Here is a 22079-nt window from a genome sequence, read left to right as displayed (position 1 = left end):
TTTTTTGAGAGTATTAGAATCAAAAATGAATACTTTTAAAAAAAATTATAAAAGAGTTGTTTGTTTGTAAAAATAAATTGTAATTTTACCCTCAGATTACAAATCAATAATAGAAGGAAAACGTTTGAGACCACAATTTCTATATGAAAAGAACCTGCAAGGGGTAGCTAATTCTGTAAAAAGAAAACAGGAACAGTATCGTAAAATTGTTCGTCACCTATATTATAATGGTGCCGCATCAATTGCCGAAATTGTTAAAGCTGTTAAAATAAGTCAACCATTGGTAGCATCATTGGTAGATGATTTAATGAGCTATGGAATGTTGTTGGATAAAGGTGTTGGAGAATCAATAGGAGGTCGTCGTCCAAATTTATTTTGTCTAAACTCCGAATATCAATATGTAATTGGTGTAGATATCAATTTGCATACTTTGAATTTGGCTGTGTTTGATTTATCGAACAAACAAATATTTAGGGAAGAGATAAAGTATTTTGATCTGGAGAATAGTGAAGATTACTTAAATTCTTTGGTAGATAAGATTGAGTCAATGATTTCCCAATTGGGAATATCAAGAGAAAAATTTCTAGCTGTGGGAATTTCAATTCCAGGTTTGGTTGATGCCAAGCAAGGATTAAGCCATACACATCTTTCGGTAGCTGAAAATGGTTTGGCTCGTGTTTTAGGAGATAGGCTAGGCATAAATGTGTTGCTAGACAATGATGCCCGAACTATGGCCTTGGGAGAGAAAGCGTTTGGTAAAGCAATTGACAAGGAAAATGTACTGTGCTTAAATTTAAGTAATGGTATTGGTCTTGGAATGATTTTGAATGGTGAACTTCATTCTGGTAAAAACGGTTTTGCAGGGGAGTTTGGTCATATTTTAATTGATCCGGAAGGCAAGCTTTGTTATTGTGGCAAAATTGGATGCCTTGAGACTTTAACTTCAGGAAAGATATTGGTAAAAAATATCAGAGAAGCTGTTGATAAGGGGCAGCCTACACTTTTAGCGAATTACAAAAAAGAAAATAAAAAAATTGATCTAAGAGCTGTGGTGGAAGCCATATTGCAGGGAGATCAGTTTGCAATAGATCAGTTGAACCAAATGTGTGAGTATTTGGGAAAAGGACTGGTTACTCTGATTCACTTGTTGAATCCGGAAATGGTAATTATTGGAGGAAAAATTGCACATGCCGGGAAGTTTGTGATTGATCCGGTTACCATGTCGATGAATAAATATGCCATGAGTAGAATTAGTTCTGAAACAGAATTGGTTTGTTCCGATTTGCTGGATGATTCAGCATTAATGGGAACAATGGCAAATGTGATGAGAAGTGTTTTAAGTTTAGATTAATAGAGAAATTATTGATTCCCGCATGGTTAAACTTTGGTTTAATATTCAATTGTAGTAGTAGTGTTCTGCGGGAATCAATTTCTTTTTATCAATGACTTAAGAATAAATATAAAAAATACAGATGGAACGAACTTGTAAGTTTTAATAGTAGCTATACGGATAGCTTACCAATTAAAATTACTTGAAGTTTCGTGTGATAATCGATACAAAAGAAAAAACTCATGAAACCAACATTATTAGTATTAGCAGCAGGAATGGGAAGTCGATATGGCGGATTGAAACAGATGGATCCGATTGGACCATCAAATGAGACCATTATAGATTATTCTATTCACGATGCAATAAAGGCAGGATTTGGAAAAATTGTATTCGTAATTCGCGAGAGTTTCGAAAAAGAATTTAAGGAATTATTCAATGCAAAGCTAGCTGGTAAGATTGATGTGGATTACGTGAATCAGGAATTATTCAAAGTTCCGGAAGGAGCAAGCTATAATCCTGAAAGAGAAAAGCCATGGGGAACCGGGCATGCTATTTTAATGGCAAAGGATTGTATTAAAGAACCTTTTGCTGTAATCAATGCCGATGATTATTATGGAGTGGAAGCTTTTCAAACCATTGCCGATTACTTGAGAAATTCAATTAGTGATCAGGAAAACTGCATGGTTGGTTATCAATTGGCGAATACAATTTCTGAGAATGGTTCGGTATCAAGAGGAGTTTGTGCTACCAATGAAAACGATCATTTGGAAACTGTAGTAGAAAGAACACATATCGAGAAGCTACCGGAAAATATTGCTTATCTGGAAGATGAGAAATGGTATCCACTTCCTGCAGATGCAACTGTATCTATGAATTTCTGGGGATTTACTCCTAAGCTTTTCGATCATTTGGATAGTCAGTTTAAAACTTTCCTTCAAGAGAAAGGTGATCAGTTGAAGTCTGAATTCTTTATTCCTTCGGTAGTAGCTGAAATTATTGAAGAAGGAGATACTCAGATTAAAGTATTGAAGTCGAATGCTCAATGGTTTGGAGTGACTTATAAAGAAGACAAGGAAAAGGCACAGAATGCAATTAATAAGTTGATTGAGAAAGGTGTTTATCCTTCAAAACTTTGGGAATAGTATTGTAAGTACATGGTTTCTGCGATGTGAGATATAACTAGTTGGAGAGAAACCATAAGCGCTAAATTATAGAAAATCATTAATTGAAAATAAATTTATTGTTATGGTGAGTACACAAACAACAGACTCTGGAACAAAGAAATTCATGATCCCACTGATTGTGGTTGGGGTGATGTTTTTTGCAATTGGTTTTGCCTTAGGAATTAATAGTTATATCGTTCCTTTATTGAATAAAACATTAGGAATCTCATCTGCAGAATCATATTTGGTTATTGCAGCAACTTTTTCTGCATTCTTAATATTTGGTTATCCAGCATCATTGGTAATTGGGAAAATCGGATATAAGAAAACAATGGCATTGTCGTTTTTGATGTTTGCTCTTGGATTCTATTTGTTTATTCCATCTGCACAAATGGAAAGTCTTCCATTGTTTTTGGTAGCTTCATTTATTAGTGGAATGGGAAATACTTTCTTACAGGCATCTGTAAATCCGTACATCACCATTTTGGGCCCAATGGAAAGTGCTGCAAAAAGAATGAGTTATATGGGGGTTGCCAATAAATTGGCTTGGCCTATTGCTCCTTTATTCCTGGCATTGGTAATTGGTAAAGAAGTAAAGGATGTTGCTCTTACCGATATTAATGTTCCTTTCTATATCATTATTGCGATTTTCATTTTATTGGGTGTATTGGCCTTGGTAGCTAAACTTCCTGAGGTTAAAGCTGCCGGAGAAGATGAAGATTCTGCTGAAGAATGTCCATATGCTGCGAATAAAACATCAGTATGGCAGTTTCCACACTTGCTTTTAGGAGTATTTGCTTTGTTCCTGTATGTAGGAGTTGAAACAGTATCTCTTGGAACCTTGGTTGATTATGCAGAGAGTTTGGGTTTAGCAAATCCTGAATATTATGCGTGGATTGCTCCGGTAGGAATGGTGATTGGTTATATCTGTGGTATCATCTTTATCCCTAAATATCTTAGTCAGGCTGCTGCACTTAAAATTTGTGCGATTGCTGCTTTGTTTGGATCTCTAATGGTTGTGTTAGTTCCTGCAGAATGGTCTATTTTCTTCATTGTATTTATGGCATTGGGATGTTCGTTGATGTGGCCTGCTCTTTGGCCTTTAGCTATGACCGACTTGGGTAAGTTTACTAAAGCAGGATCATCTTTAATGGTAATTGCAATTGTTGGTGGTGCTATTATTCCTACTCTTTATGGATTCGTGAAAGATGCTGTAGGAGGACAAAATGCATATTGGATTTGTGTGCCATGTTTCCTATACATTTTATACTACGGGATAAAAGGACATAAAGTAAGAACGAAATAAATTGAAAATAGGTGTTGTATTAAAATACACCATTTAAAGATAAATTATGAAGGATAAATTGTTTGATGTTGCTTCGAAATTCGTATTGGAAGGAAAGATCGAGGATATTAAGCCATTAGGTGAAGGATTTATTAATGATACTTTTCTGATTACTACAGAGGGAGAAGAATCACCAAATTATATACTACAAAGAAAGAATACCAACATTTTTAAGGATGTTCCCGGAATGATGGGGAATATTCAAAAAGTAACGGCTCATCTGAAAGCAAAAATTAAAGCTGCAGGTGGAGATACTAGTCGCGAAGCTATGACGATTAATGTTACTGAAGAAGGGCTTCCTTATTTTGCAGATGAGAATAATGACTATTGGACGATATGCATGTTCATTAAGGACAATATTACCTATGAAGCTGCTGATAGTCCAGAATTGGCATTTGCAGGAGGAAAAGGAATTGGAAAATTCCAGGCGATGTTGGCCGATATGAAAGAACCTTTGGTTGATATTCTTCCAGGATTTCACAATATCAGATTCCGTTTTAAGCAATGGGATGAAGTATTGGCGAATGATCCTGTAGGTAGAAAAAAAGATTTACAGAAGGAAATTGAATGGGTTGAGTCGCGTCGTGAGGAGATGTTGAAGTTTTGGGAGTTGGTTGAAAATGGAACCATTCCTACCCGTGTAACTCACAACGATACTAAAATCAACAACATTCTTTTCGATCAGGATGGAAATGATTTATGCGTTATCGATTTGGATACTGTTTTGAATAGTACAGTATTGAATGATTATGGTGATGCAATGAGATCATATACAAACACTGGTTTGGAGGATGATGAGAACCTTGATAATGTAAGCATGGATATGGAAATTTTCACAGCTTATACAAAAGGTTATTTGGGAGAAACAATTTCATTCCTAACGGAAAAAGAGTTGGAATACCTTGCTTTCTCGGCCAAGTACATTACTTACGAACAGGTGTTAAGATTCCTTATGGATTATATAGATGGAGACAATTATTACAAAGTGAAATCACCGGAACACAATCTAATTCGAACTCATGCTCAGTATAAGTTGCTTACAAGCATGGAAGAACAGTTTGAAGAGATGAACCAGGTGGTGAATCAGTATTGTCAGGAATTGTCTGCCTAAAATTGTGTGTAATAATAGCTAACTCATAGATAACAAGCCGTTTTCTCCTTGTGTGGTGGAGATTCAGCCGAAAAAGATTTATTAGAGAGAAATGGAAAAAAGATTTGAATCAAGAGTAGAGCAAGCATTCTATGAATTATCAGGAATGCAGGAAATGACAGCCCAAATTCCATATGTTACGGTTGATAATTTCCCAAAATTAGGATTGATGACCTCGCTGCGCTTTTTAGAATGGGCGGAGCAAAACCCTAATGGAGTAATTAGTTTGCCTACGGGTAAAACTCCTGAATATTTTATCAAATACACGCAGTTTTTGTTGGAAAACTGGGACAATGAGAAAGGAATTGAAATTCGTTCTCAATACGGGTTAGGCGAAATGGCTAAGCCTGATTTGAGTGGATTACAATTTGTTCAAATCGATGAGTTTTACCCGATTGATCCTCGTCAGCACAATAGTTTTTACAACTATGTGATGAAATATTATATCGAAGGATTTGGATTGAAGGAAGAGAATGCTTTGTTAATTAATTCAGAGGAAATTCCTTTGGTTGATAATAAATCATTCCTTGAGGTATTCCCGGATTACAATATCGATTTGTCGCTTCGTTACCGTGAAGCAACAAGTGAAGTAGAGAAAATGCAGCAAGATTCAATCTTCATGATTGACAATTGGTGTACACAATACGAGCAGAAGATTCGTGAAAAAGGTGGAATTGGTTTCTTCCTGGGAGGAATTGGTCCTGATGGTCACATTGCATTTAATACGCGTGGTTCGGATCACTATTCAACTACACGATTAACCAAAACCAACTTCGAAACACAAGCTGTTGCTGCTGGTGATTTGGGAGGAATCGAAGTATCGAGAAACCGATTGGTGATTACCATTGGTTTGGATACAATTACTCACGATAAAGATGCTGTTTCAATTATTTTTGCAGCTGGTGAAGCTAAGGCAGATATTGTAAAAGGTTCATTGGAAAGTAAGCCTGATGCTGTTTATCCTGCTTCTGTACTTCAACGTCAGAAAAATGGTCGTTTTTACCTGACAACCGGAGCTGCATGTAAGCTTGCCGATTCTGTAAATCAATACTACAAAGAGGGTGAGTGGACACAAACAAAAACTGAGAAAGCAGTAATCGATTTGTGTCAGAAACTTAATAAATATGGACATCACCTAACGCTTGAAGATTTAAAAGCTGATCCATATACCAGTCAAATACCTAATTTAAGTGAGGATACGGTACAGTTGGTTATCGATGCAATCCAAAATAAGCTTGAAAAAGGAATGAAAGCTGATAATGATGAGGTGGTTTATCATACAGGTCCGCATCATGATGATATCGCATTAGGTATTATGCCTTACATTAACCGTCAGGTACGTTCTGCTAGCAACGAAATTCACTTTTCGGTTTTGACTTCTGGTTTTACTGCAGTTACCAATGGATTTATCATTGGCGTTTTAAAAGAGTGTCAGAACTTTATTTCAAATGATGAAGTTCAAATGTTGGAATATCCTGATTTCTTTGAGGTAGGATATGATAAGAAATGGGACAAAGACGTTTCTCACTTCTTGAACTCAGTTGCTGAGCGTAACGAGAATGGCAAACGTAGAGGTTTGTGTCACCGTGTGATCAGATCGATCGTAGGAATTTGGAAAGTACAGGATAAGTTCCATTTAAATAAAGTAATTGCAAGTGTAATTGGCGAGCTGGAAAGTTCTTACGATGGTGGAAAGAATTCACCAGAAGTTCAGAAAATGAAGGGTATGGTTCGTGAGTTCGAAGAAGAATTGGTATGGGGACACTTCGGGGTTCCGGTAAACAATGTTCACCACTTGCGTTTAGGTTTCTATAAGGGAGATATTTTTACTGAACTTCCTGAAAAGAACAGAGATATGCTTCCGGTTTTGGAAGAATTTAGAAAATACAAGCCAACTACCATCAGTTTGGCTATGGATCCGGAAGGAAGTGGTCCTGATACTCACTACAAAGTATTGCAAGCAATTGCAGGAGCTGTTAAGGAGTGGGGAGAAGAAGAGGATCTTTCTAAATTAAGAATTATTGGATACAGAAATGTTTGGTTCAAGTATCATCCGGCAGATGCAGATTATATTGTGCCAGTATCCTTAAACTCTCTTGATGTATTGGAGAATTCATTTACCGAATGTTACATGAGTCAGGTAAATGCATCATTCCCAAGTTATGAGTACGATGGCAAGTTTAATGAGCTGACTCAAAAAGTTTGGGTACAGCAATTAAAGCAAATTCAACTCTTGTTGGGTAAAAACTTCTTCTACGAAAATGATCACCCATTGGTAAGAGCAACTCACGGATTGGTTTACATGAAAGAAATGACCGCCGAGGAGTTTGTTACGATGGCTAAAGATTTGGAAAAAGCTGTAGAAGAAAATCCGTTTTAGTACCACACACAAATACCATAGGATCGGAGGGTTTAGGCCCTTCGGTCCATTTTTTTTTATTAGGAGCCAATATCTAACTTAGGTTAATAGGTTCTTATTCATTGAAAGATGTTTTTGGGGAAAAGAAAATTGAATCGAAACTGGATTGTATCGTGGATTTTGCACAAATTTACCAGACGAAAATATTGAAGCAGGTTTTAAGTGGATTCCTTGGGTGAAACAAATTTAGAGCAGCCAGACTTTCATATTCCTTCAACTTTTGGAGTTCTTTGCCTGGAATAATTAATTGGCCCATTGGCCGAAAGAAAATATAAATAACACAATGACAGAAATAGCAATTGGAATCGACATTGGTGGGACAAATACAGTATTTGGATGTATTGACTCTAAAGGGAATACTATAGCTGAGGGAAATATTCCGACCCAAACAAAAGAGCACTTTGAGGATTATATTGAGGATTTGATTGCGGAGATAAACTCTTCGCTTGAGAATACCGAAACGGAAGTGCGTATTGTTGGTGTTGGAATTGGGGCTCCGAATGGTAGTTATAGAACCGGAACAATCGAGAATGCTGCTAACCTAAGATGGAAAGGTACACTGCCAATTGCTAAAATGGTAAATGAGAAATTAAATGTTCCGGTAAAAGTTACCAATGATGCCAATGCTGCTGCATTAGGAGAAAGAATTTTTGGTGGCGCCAAAAATATGTCTGATTTCATGGTGATTACTTTGGGAACAGGATTAGGTAGTGGAATTGTTGTTAATGGCGATTTACTATATGGATATGAAGGTTTCGCTGGAGAAGTAGGACATATCATTGTTCGCCCGGGAGGTAGAGATTGTGCTTGTGGTAGAAAAGGATGTTTGGAAACTTACGTATCAGCAACAGGTGTAAAAAGATCTGTATACAAATTATTGGCAAAGCATTTAGGGGAAAGTACTTTGCGTGATATTCCTTTTAATAACCTGAATGCAAAAATGGTTGCTGAAGCGGCTAGTGAGGGTGATTCTGTAGCATTGGAAACATTTAAATACACTGGAAAAATGCTTGGGGAAGCTTTGGCCAATGTGGCATCAGTAACAGCTCCAGAGGCTATTTTCTTGTTTGGAGGACTTGCTAAGGCAGGTGACTTGCTATTCGATCCGGTGAAAGAAGCTATGGATGAGAATATGTTGTTCCTATACAAGGACAAGGTGAAGTTGTTGCCTTCTCAATTGGGCGATGATGCTGCAATATTGGGAGCGGCAGCCTTAATTTGGAACGATGAGAAGATCGTATCATGATTTGAATCAACAAAAAACAATCAAAATACACAACGATGACTAAACTAAAACCTTTACTATTTGTACTTTTTATTGCTTTAGTATTCACATCTTGTAAAGAGCCGGTTCCAATGGATTTAGCGAAAGAAAATCTGATTCCGAAACCTGTAAAATTGGAAGCAACAGGAAGCTCTTTTGAGTGGAACAAGCATACTCAAATTCATATCCAAACAGGAAATGAGGAAGCTAAGAAAATTGCAAATCATTTGGTGGAACTGATTGCACCTGCAACAGGATTTCAACCCAAAATTAAAGAATTAAAAACGCCACTGGGCAGCCGAGGCATATCCTTAATGCTTGATGACAAATTTGAAAAGCTAGGCAAAGAAGGATACAATTTGACAATTGATCCTCGTAAAATTTCTTTACAAGCCTATAAAGCAGAAGGATTGTATAGAGGAATTCAGACCATACGTCAATTGTTGCCTGCTAAAATTGAATCTAAAAAGAAACAAGAAGGCCCTTGGTTAATTGCAAGCGGAAACATCGAAGATTATCCACAATATGGATATCGTGGTGCCATGTTGGATGTGGTTCGTCATTTTTTTGATGTTGATGAAGTGAAGCAATACATCGATTACCTGGCAGCTTATAAAATGAATGTTTTACACCTGCATTTGACAGATGATCAGGGCTGGAGATTGGAAATTAAATCATGGCCTAAGCTTACCGAAATTGGTGGAAAAACAGAAGTAGGTGGAGGCGAAGGTGGTTTCTATACGCAAGAGCAATACAAAGAGATTGTGCAGTATGCAGCTGATCGATTTATTACCATTGTACCTGAAATTGACATGCCTGGACATACCAATGCTGCTTTGGCTTCGTATGCAGAACTAAATGCTGACGGAAAGGCTCGCAAAGCATATACCGGAACTCGTGTTGGTTTTAGTACTTTGGCAACCAATAAAGAAATTACTTACAAATTTATTGATGATGTAATTCGTGAATTGGCTGCTTTAACTCCTGGTGAGTACATCCATATTGGAGGTGATGAATCACATGCAACCAAGAAGAAAGATTACATCAAGTTTATCGAGAGAGTACAAAAGATTGTACTTGCTCACAATAAAAAAGTAATGGGTTGGGCAGATATTGCCGCTGCTGAGCTTGATAAAAGTGCTGTTGCACAATTCTGGCAAACCAAGCCTAAGAACGCTTTAAAAGCCGTTGAACAGGACGTTAAAATACTAATGTCGCCAGCAACTCGTGCGTATATGGATATGCAGTATGACTCAATCTCGCCACTAGGATTGCATTGGGCAGGATACCTTGAGGTGGATAAAGCTTACAATTGGACTTTAGAAGGAAATGTGGAAGGAATCGATAAAGAGGATATTATCGGTATAGAAGCTCCTCTTTGGGCCGAAACCATCGAAACGATGGATGACATTGAATATCTAACTTTCCCTCGTTTATTGGGCTATGCTGAATTGGGTTGGTCACCTGATCAAAACAATTCCTGGGATGAATACAAAGTTCGATTGGGAAAACAAAAAACAAGATTCGAGTTTCAGGAGATCAATTACTATCAATCGAAATTGGTGCCTTGGGCCGAAGAGAAACAAGCGGAGATGAAAGAATAGTTTGTTTTAAAATATGATTTTTAAACCCAAAGTGAGGATGCTCAATCTGACCTTTGGGTTTTTTTGTGTAAAACTTGCTGCCTGTGATTTATTCAATATTCCTGGATTAAAAATCCAAAGTTCAAAAACAGTGAATTACAAATATACAGGAGCAAGATTACATTAATATTTGTAAGGCTATCCCTGATTTTTAATCAGGGATTATGGAGTTTAGAATTTTCAATTCTTAGGTTTAGTATGATAAAAAATCTGAACTCTAAATTTGTGAGTTACAAATTCAAGGGAGTTACCTATTTTGTTTAGGATTTAGATGTGATTTTAGAATAAAAAAAACGTGCTTACGTTTTTTATTTTCGTAAGCACGTTTTTTATGTCCTTTGCTAATTCGAGTTAAATAGCAGGAGCCTTTCCCGGTTTAGGAACTTCTTTTGGGATATCTACCGAGCCAATCGTGTAGGTTTTTGGGCCCAAATACAAATCAGAATTCATCATCTCATCCCAGGTAACCTCTTTGCCTGTATAGGCCGAAATTCTACCCATGATTCCTGTTAGGGTAGATTCTGCAATTTGAAATGCTTCGTTAATTGCCTGGTTGGTTCGAATAGAAGTTACCAAATCGATATGCTCCTGATCGAAAGGATTGGTTTGCAATCGGCTGATGTTTTTGCCTGTTCCTTTCTTTGGATAATCGAATGTCCATTTAATGCTTCCATCTAAATCAAAAATGCTATTCTCGCAATTGGTATATCCCTTGGTGCCCTGAATTCTGTCGGAAACCGAATTGGAGCAATCGTTAATTTGACGGCACATGCTGTGATAATGTATGTCCTTATCGTAAACAAAATCCACACTAAACATGTCGTACTGATCGCCCGTTATTCGTTGATGGCGGGCTCCAAAACCAAGGGCTTTTTCAGGATGTTTGCCAACAAACCAATTTACGGTATCCAGGTTGTGAACATGCTGTTCTACAATGTGATCGCCCGAAAGCCAGCACCAGTTTACCCAATTGCGAATCATATTTTCGAGTTCTGACCAATCAGCTCTTGGGTTGCGATGCCAAAGTTTCCCAACATTGTAGTAACTATTTGCCGATACAATCTCTCCAATTGCACCATTATTTACCTGCTTAAAGGTTTCGATATAGTCTTGCTGATGACGCTTTATGGTACCAGTTATTACCGATAATCCAAGCATTTTTGCTTTCTCTGCCGAAACCATTACCGATCGCACGCCAACCGGATCAACGGCGATAGGCTTTTCCATGAAAACATGTTTTTGTGCCTTAACACAAGCCTCGAAATGTTGCGGCCTGAAGTGAGGCGGAGTTGCCAAAATCACGATATCCAAATCACATTCCATCAGTTTTTCGAAAGAATTTATGCCAACAAAGCATTGGTCAGGCGACACTTCAACACCCTTCTTTTCTTTTATTTGCTTTCTGCAAGCATCAACACGATCCTGAAAAACATCTGCCAAGGCTGCAATTTCCAGGTTTGGACCTGCATTTAAGAAATTAATGGCAGCGCCGGTTCCACGATATCCACAACCAACCACTCCGGCTTTTAAAAGCGGACCGTCAGGAGCTGTTGGTAGCATAGGAGGAAAATCATACTCCCTTGGCTTGCCTCCATTGCAAGAGGTGAAAAGACTATTAAAACCAACAGCACCAATTATACCTGCAGCTGCTGCATTACGGATAAATTTTCTGCGACTTTGTTCGTATGATTTATTCATGACTCTTGCTTTGTTTATTAGGAAATTCACAAACTACTCTGAATCCAACATCGGTACAATCTGAATACCACCATATGCTTTTCGGAATTTGTGGATCTGTTATCATCCAGGCCTCATGCTGTGTGTGATCGATTTTATTATATGGTAGATCTTCTGCTTTGCTATTGAATGATCCACCCATGATAACATGTTCTGTTTTGCCATTGATATTGATCTCATCAGAACAAAATTCTTTTACGTTGCCAAGCATGTTGACTAGTCCAAAAGGGTTAGGTTTTACCTGATTTGGCAAAGATGTTTTCTCATTGCTGTTCCCGGACCAAATTACATATTCATTGATTTTTTCATCGGGAGATCGGAATAGGTTCACAGGAAACTTGCGTTCCTTATAGTCTTTTATCTTGCCTCCAAAGAAAAAATCTTCATTGCTATTGGCTTTGCAGGCATGAATCCACTCTTGTTTTGTTGGCAAGCGATAAGTTTTGCCGGTTTTTTGCGAAAGCCATTTGCAATAGGTGTTAGCAGCATGCCATGTCATGGTAATGGCGGGCCTTTGTCCCATTCCCCAGCCTTGCGATGGATCGCCAAAAGGAGGAGTTGCACCGCTAATGGCATCAACATCTGCATTACTTTCAGTAAGCCTTCCTTCCGATTCTGTTTCCTCAAGGAATGTTTTGTACTCATTCCACGATACCTCAATTTTCCCCATAAAGAAAGTCGCAATCCTGTCTGATTTGGGAATGGCAATCATTTCAAATGCTACATCTGTACCAGGGATTTGTTCTGTAAAATCTTCAAACTTGGTAATGATTGTTGCCACTTTAAATGCCTCTGCTATTTTATCTTTTTGCAAGAATGCTTTGTTGGCTTTGTGCATTTTTTCGCCACCATGTCCAACATCTAAATGGCAGTTGATACAATCCAGTTTGTCTTTGTTGTTCTTGTAATATAAATGCGCCTTATCACCCTTTTTCGAAAGATGAAGAGGAAACAAGTTGTCATGACAGTTGATACAGGATTCATTGTAAGTGAATTTCTTGGCATGTTTTACTTTCGATTTTTCTTCCCAATCGATTTTTGAGTGGTCGGTAAAGTAAAAAGAATACAAATCTTTAGATGCAGCTTTGATCTTCTGAGGCCAATAATTCATATGATCTTTTGGAGGAAGATGACAGTCAACACAGTGCACCACTACACCGCTTTTGTTATTGTAATGACTTGCTTGTTTCCAACTGTTATCGGCATGGGTATGAACATGACAGGAAACACAATACTCATCGGTTGATGTGTACTGATCTATTCCTTTTAAACTTGCCGTAAATGCAAACGCAAAAAGAAATACTGCCAGAATAAATAAAGGGAATTTGTGTTTTTTTAATATGGTCATTGCTAATTTTCAATGATATTGTCGGTTGTTGAATTATTTTGTTGCTTGTATTGCTTTGGAGTTAAACCATACTCTTTTTTAAAGCACTTCGAAAAATATTTGGGATCGTTAAAGCCAATCTGAAATGCAATTTCGGAAATGGTAAAGTTGTGTTTTACAAGCAAAGGAATTGCCTTTTTTAATCGGAAAGTTCGCATGAAGTCAACCAAAGTTTTATCGGTAAGTGACTGAAATTTCCTGTAAATATTAGAGTAACTCATGTTTAAGGGTTCGGCCAAATCTTCAAGACGAAAATCTGGATTATCGAAGTTTCGTTCCATTTCCACGATTACGGATTCTATAAATTTCTCATCAGGTGATTTAACTTCAATTTCCTTACTTTCAGTTAATATTTCGGCTCTGTATTGCTCAATTAATCTTAGTTGAGCTTCCAAAATGTTATTCACTTTAAGCAAAAGCTCTTTTACATTAAAAGGCTTGTTAAGGTATTCTATGGCACCAAATTGTAATCCTTCCAATTTCGATGCGGTTGCATTTTTAGTTGTAAGCAAAATAATTGGGATATGTCGGGTACTTCTTTTTTCTTTTAAATGTTTGCAAAGCGTAACACCATCCATAATTGGCATCATTACATCACTAAGAATAATGTCAATTTTAAGAGTAGTTGCCTTGTCTAATGCCTCCTGTCCATTTTGAGCAGTAATTACATTATAATGAGCTTTAAAACTATCCTCTAAGAACATTAACATTTCAAAATTGTCTTCAACAATAAGCAATGTCCTTTTGTTCTCATCAGTAATGGTTTCGGTATGCTCAGTATTTGTAGCAAGAATACTGCTTGTATTTTCAATTTTAGTTTCTACAATATCTTGTATAATGATTTCATCACTGCTGAAATGTTCTTTTCCCATTGGCAAAGCTATGGTAAATGTGGTTCCTTTGTTAATTTCAGATTCAACCTTTATCTCACCTTTGTGCAGAAGAATTAGTTCTTTGGTAAGTGCCAAACCAATTCCTGTTCCTCCTACTCTTTTTCCATCTTTTGATTGATAGAACAGGTTAAAAATATTCTCTAAATCATGCTGTGGAATTCCAATGCCGGTATCGATAACTTTTAGGAATATTTTATTGGCATTCGTTTCTTCTTTAATTGCTAGTGTGATTTTTCCATCGCGTGGTGTGAACTTAAAAGCATTGGTCAGAAGATTATAAATAATGTGTTCCAGTTTTTGATGATCGTACCATAGCATGATATTCTTTGATTCGCATTCCAGGCTTAAATCAATTTGTTTAAAACGGGCCTGTTCCATAAAGGATAGTGCAACTTTATTCAAATGATTTACCACATTGTTTTCACTTGCACGAATCTTTAGTTTTCCCATTTCCTTGTTTCGAATGGTCATTAGTTCCATTGCAATTCTGGAAAGTCGGGTTGCATTGTTTTTAATCACTTGTAAACGTTGCGATAGTAATAGATTTCCTTCTGCTCGCTCAATCATATTATCAATAGGAGACAGTATGAGAGTTAAAGGGGTTTGAATTTCGTGCGACATCTTTGCAAAGAAATTCATTTTCATTGCATAAAGTTCCTTGTTCTTTTCATTTTGAATCTCTTCCAACAATAGCTTTTGTTTTAGGCCTACCCACATAATGTAGTATCGGATAATGAAAAAACTAATTACAAAAAGAAGAAAAGCATAAATTGTATAGGCCCACCACCTTTTCCAGAGAGGAGGAAGAATTTTAATATCGATTGATTTAGCAGCAATGTTCCAGTCGTTGGGTTTTGTGCCGGCTTTTACTTCAAAGGTATAGTCTCCATAAGGAATATTAGTGTAAGTGGCTACTCTGTTTTCCCTTGTGGTGATCCAATTGTCGTTAAATCCCTTTAGACGATAAGTATAAGAATAGTTAGGGCCAAGGTGATCATTAATCACCGAAAATTGAAACGAGAATGAAGTTTGATTGTGATTAAGTTGCAATGTTTTGGTTTGCTCTATTCCATTGGCAACTTGTTCAGGAATAATTTCATCAGCATGTCGGTTCACAATCTCTATATGATTGATATACAGATTTAGGTCTTTTTTTTGCGTCTGCATGCTGTTGGGGTTAAAGTAGTTGACCCCCTCGATTCCCCCAAAGTAAATGATTCCGTCAGAATCTTGAAAAGCACTTCCTGTAAGGAATTTACCTTTAATAATGCCATTTTTCCAGGTGTAAAAATATTCTTCGCTCGATTGTAAATCAAGGTGAGAAATTCCGTTGTTCTTAGAAAGCCAAATGTTATGCTTGTCGCTTGAGATAATTGCAACGCAGCCATGTATTTGATCAGAAGAGAAATCTTTAAGAGGAACCACTTCTTTTTTGTGTATATCGAACTGCACCAATTTGGAGTAACCATTAATCAGGTACAAGAATCCATTTTGATTGGCTATACCATGGAATACACTGCTTTCAGCTATATTGTTTGATGGTGATAATTTATAAGTAATGAATCTGGAGTCTTGCAGACTAGATGACTCATCCATTAAACAAATGCCACCATTAAACATTCCTATCCAGAATTGTCCGGTTTCGTCTTCAATAAAGAATTCGGCAATACTTCCTTGTAAATCCTGGTTGTTATGCTGGAAATAAGCGATTTGTTTTTGTTTGTCATTAAAAACAAAGATTCCGATGTTACTACCTATCCAAACTCTATTTTTTTTATCGATGTAAATGGAGCGAACATCGGTTCCAACTTGACCATATTGGTTCGCAGTTTTTATTCGGATAAATTGATTGGTGTTTTTATTAAAAAAAGCCAGACCATTTAAATAAGTTCCTATCCATAAATTACCATTTTGATCTTCTGCAATGGCTTGGATGTAGTTTCCTGGAATTCCATGAGATGAATTCGTATTTGCAATGTATTGGTAAGTGGGGTCTCCCTGTGTATTAATTTTACTTAAGCCTTCTCCATCTGTTCCTAACCATAAATTACCATCTTTGGTTTTTAGTACCGATAAAATTCTGGTTGGCGATCCATCTACACTACCACAATGATAACCAACCGTATTCGATTCTGTAGGAATGATATTTATATTGCCGTAATTGGTAAACACCCAAATGTCTTTGTTATTGGTTTCACCAACTCCAATTACCGTTTTGCTTTGTAAGGAGAAAGGGTTGGTTTTTTGCTGTGTATAGCGCTTAACCTGTTTGCTTTTTGGGTTAATTTTATAAAGTCCTCCACCATCGGTCCCCATCCAAATAAAGCCATTGCTATCCTTAAAAATACGAATAATCATATTGGAAGGAACAAAATTAAGTTTCAGGTCTTTTTCTTTGTAGTCTTCATATCTTTTCGTCTTGGTGTCGTAATGAAAGAAACCATATAATTCCGTACCAATCCATAGGTTATTGTAGTTATCGGTACTAAGTACAATGGTATTAAAAGGATTGTTAAAAGGTCCTTTGATTTCCTGCAAATCTCTGGTTTTAATATTGCCTTTAAATATTCTTCCTTTGTTTGTGCCAAACCACACATTATTTCTGTTATCCTGAGAAATGGAGGTGATATTCTCGTTGGATTGAATGTTGAATTGGATTACCTTTTTGGTTCTGGTGGATTGACCAATCACCATTCCATTTTTTGATCCCATCCAAACAATTGTATCTCCAATATTTGTTGATTCCAACTGAAAATCTTCGCTGGGATTATGCACTGTTGAAGCATAATCTTGAAATTTACCTGATGGCAATAATTTTGAGATATCTCCCTTTCGAGACACGGCCCAAATGTTCTGGTTTTTCTGCTTTAACAATTTAAACAGAGAGCTTGAATGAGCTTTTTTACTAAATATTTTAGATTGAGGAATCAGCTTGAAATCGTAGCCATCATATTTTAAAAGGCCATCATATGATTCAATATAAAGATAGCCTTTTGAATCTTCAACTACATTGGTGGCATTGGTTTGTTGTCCATTGTACTTTGCTTGCAGATGAATAAAGTTGGTAGTTTCGTTAGCAAATGATGCGATGGATGTTAGGAATAACACCAATACTAAACTAATAGAATTGTATTTATTGATTCGGCACATAGTCAATCTTTCTCGTTCTTCAGGAATTATCAAAAATACGTATCCTAGTAAAGCCTGTCAAACTATATTACACACTTTTTTTACAGACTTTAAAAAAGTATTACAATGTACATCAAAAATAAAACCCTTGATAATTCAAATGCTTAAATAATAGGCAAATGCCGAAAAATCCCTCACTATTGCTTAAAATATCTACTAAAACATTGTCGAGGGGAAATATTAACCTTCTGTTTCTTGATTAAGGATTTCTCCAATGCTTCTGTATGGCCTTTAAATAGTAATCTTTTCTATCTATTACTACTTAAAGTCAAGGATGAAAAAAATTAGCAAATAGCCAGCTTTTTAAAATCTCCACCTTATCGCAGAATATTTACCCAAGAATCAAGTTAGCATTTTTCAAATTTGGGTTGATTCAATGTTGGAAGCATAATTATTAGCTAAAGACATTAAGCGAACGAATAATCCGATTACTAACTAATCAAAGAAAAATTAAGGCTTGAATCGTTTAAAAATAAAATAGGCGAGAGCCATTTATATAACCAAAAAACCTAATATTTTATGAAAACAACAAAACATGAAAGAAGTAATTATCGGAAATTTTTAAAAGTGAATCTCGACCGGATTTCATTTTTATTATTTGTGGTGGTTGCAATTGCTTTTACTGGCTGTGACAAAGATGAAACAGCAAGTTTGCCTGAGACAAAAACAGGAGAAGTTTCTGATATAACAGGAGAGGATGCTGTTGTGAGCGGAATAGTTACATCAAACGGAGGATCAAAAATTCTTGCTATGGGAATTTGTTGGGTTGCTGGAGATACTGAGCCAACTGTAGAAGACAATTTTACAGCAGCTGGTGAATTTACCAAAGATGGTATTTTAGAGGCAGATTGGGATTATTCAATTACTCTAAAGGGCTTGTCTATTAAAACGGATTATAAAGCCAGAGCCTATGCATCTAACGAAGCTGGTACCGCTTATGGAGAAACTATTTCTTTCACTTCTAAAGCTGGGAAAATTTATCATCCTCTTACAGTGGATATGATTGAAACATATACACAGGAAGGATCAGAAGGTCCTAAAGAATCTCTTGTTGATGGCAGTTTGGATACTTACTGGCATTCAGCTTGGTCAAGTGGTGTAGAACCTCTTCCTCATCATATTCAAATTACGTTTACTGAGGCTAAAAATATCGGAGGATTTGAGTTTGCAACAAGAGACAAGTATGCAAGAGGTAATAATCCAGCACAATTCGATGTGCAAACAAGTACAAATGGAACTGATTTTACCACTGTTTGGTCTTCTGAAAGATTAGATGATGTTAAGCTAAATCCTGAAATTAATAAAGTTTCATTGGATAAGAATTACTCTTCAAAATATTTTAGGATTCGAATTCTGGATACAAAAACACCTGGCCAAAACTCTACTTGTATGGCTGTGTTAAAAGTTTTTGAAGACGGAATGCTACCTTATTAATAGGAAGTTGATTTAGAACAAGTGAGAACAACACGGATAATAGTTTAATTATCTAATAAAGATTTTAAGATAATAATTATGAAATATTTGCAACAAATCGATTTTTATCGAAATAATATAAAAAATAGAATAAGGAGCAATACTGCGGGCATTCAAAAAACGATAGGCTTGTTTATTTGTATGCTGTTTTTTACAGCTATTGCTAGTGCTCAGTCTTTGGAAGTAAGAGGGAAAGTATTAGATGCAGAGACTAAGGAATCCTTACCGGGAGTTAGTATCATTGTTAAAGGGACAAGCCAAGGAGCTTCAACTAACCTCGATGGTGATTATACATTGAAAATAGATCAAGATAATGCTGTTTTGATTTTTTCATTTATTGGTTATGAATCAGTGGAAGTACCAGTGAATGGCAGATCTACAATTAATGTTAATTTAAATACTTCCACAAGTGATTTGGATGAGGTTATGGTTGTGGCATACGGTACAACAAAAAAATCAAACTTAACAGGTTCAGCAGTAGCATTGGATAGTGATGACCTAAAAGATGTTTTTGTATCGAATGTAAGTTCTATGCTTCAAGGAAAAGTTGCTGGTGTAAACGCATCGTCTCGTAGTGGTAGACCTGGCGCGAGTACAGAGATTACAATTCGTGGAAAAGGCTCTTTGTCGGGAACAACCGCTCCTCTGTGGGTAGTTGATGGCATTATAATGGGTAATTCTGACCCTGGATTTAGTCCTGCAGATATAGAGAGTATGACTATATTGAAGGATGCTTCAGCAACAGCTTTGTACGGATCTCTTGCAGCTAATGGTGTAATTCTATTGCAAACCAAGAGAGCGAAAAAAGGTGAGTCCAATATAAATGTAAATGCCACTTACGGATTTACGACATTTAATACCGGAAATTTCTCCGTGATGAATTCTCAGGAATTATATGATTATCAAAAAACTTGGAACCCTGATGTAACTGAGGATGTATTAAATACTGATACGGATTGGATGGATATTGCTACCCAAACAGGAAAGGCACAAGAGTACAATGTGAATTATTCTGGTGGTAATGAAAAGATTATGGCTTATTTGTCTGGTACCTATTATAATGAAACAGGAGCTTTAAAAGGCTACGAATACGAACGCTATTCGGCTATTGCAAACCTTGATATTAATGCAACAGATCGCCTTAAGATAAAGCTAAACTTATCTGGTGATTATAAAACAACAGATAACCAGCAACATTCTACTTATGCTATGTTTACTTACATGCCATGGGATGAAGCTTACTTGCCTGATGGCTCTGTTTTAGATCCAAGAGTGGATAGTGGAAAAGAATATTTAAGTGCAAATGATAAAGTTTGGTATGGTAGAGATGAAAACAACTACCTATATGATTTGCAATACAATTATGGAAATTCGCGCAGCAACAATCTTCGCGCAAATATTGGCTTTGATTATAAAATTAATGATTGGTTGACTTTTTCTTCCATGAATAACATTGCCATTAATAACGGACACTCTGAATGGTATACAGATCCTCGTTCTATAAGTGGACAAGCAGATAAGGGAACTTTATATGAAAGTTATAGTTTTAGCCGTACTCGTTTCACCAACCAAATGCTTCGTTTTAATAAGACTATTGGTCTGCATGTATTAAATGCGTTTGTAGCTTGGGAATATACGGATTATCATTCAGACGACGCCAACGCTAAAGGTAAGGGTATTGCTGCAGGTCTTACTGCACTTAATACTACAGCTGAAGCGGCTAGTGTAGGTGGAAGAAAATGGGAAAGTGCCAAACAGAGTATGCTTGTGAATTTACAATATGCCTATGATGATCGTTACTTGGCTACCGCTTCATTTAGCAGACAAGGTTCAAGTAGTTTCGGTCCTAACAAACAATATGGTAATTTCTGGTCAGCTAGTTTGGGTTGGAATGCACATAGCGAAGAATTCCTGCAAGGGGTAGAATGGTTAAACACATTAAAATGGTCTGCCAGTATGGGGCAGGTAGGTAATGCACCAGGAGGATTTCAATATCTTGGCTACTATGCTTTTGTAGATCAGTATAATGGAAGTAGTGCTGCTACACCTTATCAAAAAGGGAATCCTGATATTAGTTGGGAAAAAGTAACCAGCTACAATACAGCGATTAATACAAGATTATTCGATCGTATTAGCATTAACTTAGACTTGTATTATAAGAATAGTGATAACTTGTTAACTTATGTTCCGCTTCCTGCTTTAACTGGATATAACGGCATATGGATGAATGTTGGACGAGTTACCAATAAAGGATATGAGCTGTCAGTTTCTCCTGAAATTATTAAAACTTCCAGATTTAAGTGGGATATGACTTTGAATCTTGCCTACAATAAAAATAGAGTTGAGGAAATATACGACGATAAAGCATATACACGTGGTAATACCAGAATCGAAAAAGGTTATGATATGGATGCGCAATATCAACGTATATGGTATGGTGCAAATCCAGCCAATGGTGAACCTCTTTGGGAAAAGGTTACAGAAAACGAAGATGGTACCAAAACAGTTGGTTTAACTTCTGACTATACTGAAGCTACATTGCAGTTTACCGGAACCAAAGGTACTCCAACTTATACCGGAGGAATCCTTAATAAATTTACTTTCGATAATTTCACTTTATCGGCAAACATTAGTTTTGTTGAGGGGATTCATAGATACAACAGTAACAGAGAATTGTTTGACAGTGATGGTTCTTATGCCTCTTTTAATAGCATGAATTTGCATGATGGTTGGAATCGTTGGGAAAAGCCAGGAGATGTTGCGACTCATCCAAAATCATTTAATGGTGGGGTTAATGCCAATAAAAATTCATCACGCTATTTAGAAGATGCTAGTTATATCCGTTTACGGAATGTAACCTTGGCATACAACCTTCCTAAAAATGTATTAAGCCTACTTAAGCTTTCTAATGCTTCAGTTTTTGTAAGTGGTGATAATTTGATTACACTAACAGATTGGTCAGGTATGGATCCTGAAATTGGAGCTACAGGTCATGATAACACTCATGGTGCTTTATACCCTATGTCAAAGAAAATTATGCTAGGTGTAAAAGTTGGCTTTTAATAGGTGAAAATTATTAATATATA

At 36.6% G+C, this 22079-nt stretch carries 12 protein-coding genes; 9 read left to right on the top strand and 3 right to left on the bottom strand.

Annotated elements, in window-relative coordinates; translation table 11 throughout:
• Positions 1–124: 124 nt before the first annotated feature.
• The 7 genes from NQ163_RS08195 (at position 125) to NQ163_RS08165 (ending at position 10275) form a co-directional block, all read left to right on the top strand.
• On the top strand, positions 125–1351 hold the full coding sequence (locus tag NQ163_RS08195; protein ID WP_268189836.1) for an ROK family protein: 1227 nt from the start codon (positions 125–127) through the stop codon (positions 1349–1351).
• A 221-nt stretch (positions 1352–1572) separates the two neighbouring features.
• On the top strand, positions 1573–2472 hold the full coding sequence (locus tag NQ163_RS08190; protein ID WP_268189835.1) for a nucleotidyltransferase family protein: 900 nt from the start codon (positions 1573–1575) through the stop codon (positions 2470–2472).
• Between the two features lie 103 nt (positions 2473–2575).
• On the top strand, positions 2576–3799 hold the full coding sequence (gene gluP, locus NQ163_RS08185) for a glucose/galactose MFS transporter (protein ID WP_211334503.1): 1224 nt from the start codon (positions 2576–2578) through the stop codon (positions 3797–3799).
• Between the two features lie 46 nt (positions 3800–3845).
• Positions 3846–4949, top strand: coding sequence for a phosphotransferase enzyme family protein (locus NQ163_RS08180; protein WP_120240603.1), 1104 nt, complete (start codon positions 3846–3848; stop codon positions 4947–4949).
• 91 nt (positions 4950–5040) lie between these two features.
• On the top strand, positions 5041–7368 hold the full coding sequence (locus NQ163_RS08175) for a glucosamine-6-phosphate isomerase (RefSeq protein ID WP_268189833.1): 2328 nt from the start codon (positions 5041–5043) through the stop codon (positions 7366–7368).
• A 322-nt stretch (positions 7369–7690) separates the two neighbouring features.
• Positions 7691–8653, top strand: a complete 963-nt coding sequence (locus NQ163_RS08170) for an ROK family protein (protein ID WP_268189831.1) — start codon at positions 7691–7693, stop codon at positions 8651–8653.
• A 35-nt stretch (positions 8654–8688) separates the two neighbouring features.
• Positions 8689–10275 (top strand): beta-N-acetylhexosaminidase, encoded by a 1587-nt coding sequence (locus tag NQ163_RS08165; protein ID WP_268189830.1) that lies wholly within the window; start codon positions 8689–8691, stop codon positions 10273–10275.
• A 390-nt stretch (positions 10276–10665) separates the two neighbouring features.
• On the opposite strand, the gene NQ163_RS08160 is transcribed toward NQ163_RS08165, so the two are convergent.
• Genes NQ163_RS08160 through NQ163_RS08150 form a run of 3 tightly spaced genes read right to left on the bottom strand, consistent with a single transcriptional unit; the run spans position 10666 to position 17481 of the window.
• On the bottom strand, positions 10666–12012 hold the full coding sequence (locus tag NQ163_RS08160) for a Gfo/Idh/MocA family protein (protein WP_268189829.1): 1347 nt from the start codon (positions 12010–12012) through the stop codon (positions 10666–10668).
• Positions 12005–13399 (bottom strand): NapC/NirT family cytochrome c, encoded by a 1395-nt coding sequence (locus NQ163_RS08155; RefSeq protein ID WP_268189828.1) that lies wholly within the window; start codon positions 13397–13399, stop codon positions 12005–12007. Before NQ163_RS08155 ends, NQ163_RS08160 begins: the two co-directional genes overlap by 8 nt.
• A 2-nt stretch (positions 13400–13401) precedes the next feature.
• Complete coding sequence (locus NQ163_RS08150) at positions 13402–17481, bottom strand: hybrid sensor histidine kinase/response regulator transcription factor (RefSeq protein ID WP_268189826.1); 4080 nt, start codon at positions 17479–17481, stop codon at positions 13402–13404.
• A 558-nt stretch (positions 17482–18039) separates the two neighbouring features.
• Here NQ163_RS08150 and NQ163_RS08145 point away from each other — a divergent pair.
• Together NQ163_RS08145 and NQ163_RS08140 are read left to right on the top strand one after the other, a co-directional pair.
• Positions 18040–18954: a discoidin domain-containing protein gene (locus NQ163_RS08145; RefSeq protein WP_268189825.1), complete on the top strand. Its 915-nt coding sequence runs from the start codon at positions 18040–18042 to the stop codon at positions 18952–18954.
• 78 nt (positions 18955–19032) lie between these two features.
• The gene (locus NQ163_RS08140) at positions 19033–22056 is read left to right on the top strand and encodes a SusC/RagA family TonB-linked outer membrane protein (protein ID WP_268189824.1); all 3024 of its coding nucleotides are present in this window, start codon (positions 19033–19035) and stop codon (positions 22054–22056) included.
• Positions 22057–22079: the final 23 nt, after the last annotated feature.

This window comes from Marinifilum sp. D737, from assembly GCF_026672275.1.
Classification (GTDB): Bacteria; Bacteroidota; Bacteroidia; order Bacteroidales; family Marinifilaceae; genus Marinifilum.
Note: the sequence above shows the minus strand (reverse complement) of the source record. Positions and strands in the feature narration are given on the sequence as shown.

Bases quoted from the DNA above. Each gene is read 5' to 3' on its own strand.
- NQ163_RS08190 (WP_268189835.1), top strand. From the start codon at position 1,573: ATGAAACCAACATTATTAGTATTAGCAGCAGGAATGGGAAGTCGATAT.
- gluP (WP_211334503.1), top strand. From the start codon at position 2,576: ATGGTGAGTACACAAACAACAGACTCTGGAACAAAGAAATTCATGATC.
- NQ163_RS08180 (WP_120240603.1), top strand. From the start codon at position 3,846: ATGAAGGATAAATTGTTTGATGTTGCTTCGAAATTCGTATTGGAAGGA.
- NQ163_RS08175 (WP_268189833.1), top strand. From the start codon at position 5,041: ATGGAAAAAAGATTTGAATCAAGAGTAGAGCAAGCATTCTATGAATTA.
- NQ163_RS08170 (WP_268189831.1), top strand. From the start codon at position 7,691: ATGACAGAAATAGCAATTGGAATCGACATTGGTGGGACAAATACAGTA.
- NQ163_RS08165 (WP_268189830.1), top strand. From the start codon at position 8,689: ATGACTAAACTAAAACCTTTACTATTTGTACTTTTTATTGCTTTAGTA.
- NQ163_RS08160 (WP_268189829.1), bottom strand. From the start codon at position 12,012: ATGAATAAATCATACGAACAAAGTCGCAGAAAATTTATCCGTAATGCA.
- NQ163_RS08155 (WP_268189828.1), bottom strand. From the start codon at position 13,399: ATGACCATATTAAAAAAACACAAATTCCCTTTATTTATTCTGGCAGTA.
- NQ163_RS08150 (WP_268189826.1), bottom strand. From the start codon at position 17,481: ATGTGCCGAATCAATAAATACAATTCTATTAGTTTAGTATTGGTGTTA.
- NQ163_RS08145 (WP_268189825.1), top strand. From the start codon at position 18,040: ATGAAAACAACAAAACATGAAAGAAGTAATTATCGGAAATTTTTAAAA.
- NQ163_RS08140 (WP_268189824.1), top strand. From the start codon at position 19,033: ATGAAATATTTGCAACAAATCGATTTTTATCGAAATAATATAAAAAAT.